This window comes from Kribbella sp., assembly GCF_035687465.1.
In the GTDB taxonomy this organism is placed as follows: domain Bacteria; phylum Actinomycetota; class Actinomycetes; order Propionibacteriales; family Kribbellaceae; genus Kribbella.
Window position 1 is genome coordinate 1 of the sequence record NZ_DASRXP010000753.1, and the last position, 2446, is coordinate 2446.

The window sequence follows — 2446 nt, forward strand, 5'->3', positions numbered from 1 at the left end:
CATCTTGTGGTACCGCGAATCGGTAGCAAGCGACAAAGCAAAGATCGACACAGTCGAGCAGATCGCTAAGACGTACAGTTCAGCCGATCTGAGCGGCAAGTTTGTCGCCGCACCATACAAGAGTGGTGACGGCGGGCCGGCCTGGCCGGCGGGGAAAGATTTTGCTTTGTCGCACTGGGGTGGCGGCGAGCCGGCCGCTCAGAAAGGCTACCGGCAGTTCTGCGGTGACATCAGCGGCGCCGCAGTCAAGGAGTTCACCGATCTGTATCCCTCCACCAACTCCCCCGAACCGAACGCCGGCTGAACCCCCGACCGGCTCCAAGCCATCACCTCCCCAGAAAGATCGTCGTCGAATGCACCGCACCAAACAGATCTCCACGATTGCGGCTGTTGGGGTGCTGCTGGCCCTGACCGCCTGTAGCGGCTCGGGTGACAATGCGTCCAGCAGCGAATCGGCCCCGACACTGGCCTCAGCTACCACCCCTTCAACCTCACCGACGGTCAGCCCGGCAAGTCCGGCTGCAGCCGAGAAGACGATGCCCGCTAAACCACCGCAGGCGGACTACACCGAGGTGACCCTTTCGGTGCGGATCGCTGATGGCAAGGTCGACCCGACTGCGCTGCCCGTCTATGCCTCCGTCGGGCAGCGGGTCAAGATCGAGGGCATCAGCGATGTGGCCGAGTCCCTGCAGATTCGCGGTTACGACAAGACCGTCGAAATGAAGCCAGGCACCCCCGCCTACGTCATCTTCACAGCCGACACGAAAGGCACGTTCGAGGTCGCAACCCAGGACAGCGGCAAACTCGTCGCCAAGCTCATCGTCGCCGATCCGCACTGACGATGCAGTGCGCTCCGAGTCCCAGACAGTTCCCTATGGGCAGCTGGCTGGGCATCCCGTTCTTCCTTCCGGTGGGCATCGTCCTCGGTGCCGGGCTCACCATCCTGCTTTTGCACTTCCGGTACGGACGCACCTGAGCCCTGCCCGGTCTACCTTGTTGACCGCGGCGTAATTAATGCTGACTGTGTCGCTCTGGAGGTTTCCGTGAAAGGACAGAAGCCGTGAATGTGGCGAGAAGAGGCACCGCTCTGACGAGGTCTAGTCGCGGCGACGGGCGGTCACAGTCGTGAGCGTCGTCGGGCAGGCGGCCGTGCTCGTCACCTTTCCCGTGGTGGCTGCCGCGTCAGGCTCGACGGTCGCCGCGATCCGTCGCCCAGGTGCTCGAGTAGTGAGTGGTGTTCAGCATTTCGCGGCTGGCGTTGTGATCGCGGCGTTGGTCGGAGAGGTCATGCCTGATCTACGAGAACAAGGCCACCTCCGCTCGGCGGTTGGTGGCTTCGCATCCGGCGTTACCTTGCTGCTGATCCTTGCAGCGATGGGCCGGAAGCTAGAGGCCCGGACCGCGACATCAGCAGGCTCCGCCAAGGCGTCCCGAGCGTGGGTTGCGCTCCTGCCGTTGGGCTTGCTCGTCACTGTCGGCATCGACCTACTGCTCGACGGGCTGCTCGTGGGCCTCGGCGTGGCCATCGGGTCCAAGACCGGAATCATCCTGACCATAGCCTTGACGCTCGAGATTCTGTTCCTCACCGTGTCGGTGGCCGGTGAACTGGCCGATCGCGGCCTCAGCGCCCGTCGCGCAGTCGCGATCTGCACTGGCCTCGGCCTAGCGACAGCGGTGGGCGCGGTCGGTGGCGCCGCCCTACTCGGACAAGCCGGTGGCAGCATCCTGGCCGCAGGGTTGGCCTTTGGCGCCGCGGCCTTGTTGTATCTCGCTGTTGAGGAACTCCTCGTTGAGGCGCACGAGGAAGCCGAGACACCGTTGCTATCGGCCATGTTCTTCCTGGGCTTCCTGATCATCTATGTGCTAGGCGAACTGGGCGGTTGAGCCAAACCCTTGCCTAGTGCAAACATGCGAAACTAGTGCAGATCGTCACATCGTGTGGGGAACTCACCTGCAGATGGTGACGTTTAGCCATAGAGCGGCATCACTCCACGGGGAAGGAACCATGGGACGCGCAGTACTCGCCATCGCGACGATGCTGCTGTCTGCCCTGTTTCTGCACAACGCCCTGCCACACACCGCGGCTGCACCCATCGTCTCGATCGAGCGAACCGCGGAACGGCTGGATGGGACCGAGTGGCGTGAGTTCTCACCGGCCCGCTCTCCTGAACACGCACCGGAGAACGACGCTGAGCAGATCGGCCTCCCCATCTCGGCCTTGCAATTGACGTCCCCAGCTCCCGCATCGCCCGACAAAGCGATCTCGGTGGGCCTCACAGCGCCCAGCGACACGGTTCATTCCCAGCTGGCCCGCGACCACCGGACGCGAAGCATCCAGCGGCCGCCGACGCCCATCAGTTTGCAGATCTTTCGCTGCTGATCCCTCAGCGCCTCTAACCACCTGCCACCGGTCTATCCAGACCGTAGGACCCATACCGCCGCCGCG

At 63.6% G+C, this 2446-nt stretch carries 3 protein-coding genes and 1 pseudogene; all 4 read left to right on the forward strand.

Features of this window, described 5'->3' with window-relative positions; translation table 11 throughout:
• A pseudogene (locus VFG33_RS40665) lies at positions 1 to 304 on the forward strand (DUF3105 domain-containing protein); the annotation flags it as partial.
• A gap of 49 nt (positions 305 to 353) precedes the next feature.
• Entirely contained in the window at positions 354 to 839 is a 486-nt protein-coding gene (locus tag VFG33_RS40670) for a hypothetical protein (protein WP_325058387.1), read from the forward strand.
• A gap of 328 nt (positions 840 to 1167) precedes the next feature.
• Complete coding sequence (locus VFG33_RS40675) at positions 1168 to 1884, forward strand: ZIP family metal transporter (RefSeq protein ID WP_325058388.1); 717 nt, start codon at positions 1168 to 1170, stop codon at positions 1882 to 1884.
• Positions 1885 to 2035: 151 nt separating this feature from the next.
• Positions 2036 to 2380 carry a hypothetical protein gene (locus VFG33_RS40680; RefSeq protein ID WP_325058389.1) on the forward strand — a complete coding sequence of 115 codons (345 nt, stop codon included), beginning with the start codon at positions 2036 to 2038 and terminating at the stop codon, positions 2378 to 2380.
• The last annotated feature ends 66 nt before the right edge of the window (positions 2381 to 2446 follow it).

What these genes read in the sequence shown, in the direction of transcription:
- VFG33_RS40670 (WP_325058387.1), top strand. Translation starts at nt 354, where the DNA reads ATGCACCGCACCAAACAGATCTCCACGATTGCGGCTGTTGGGGTGCTG.
- VFG33_RS40680 (WP_325058389.1), top strand. Translation starts at nt 2,036, where the DNA reads ATGCTGCTGTCTGCCCTGTTTCTGCACAACGCCCTGCCACACACCGCG.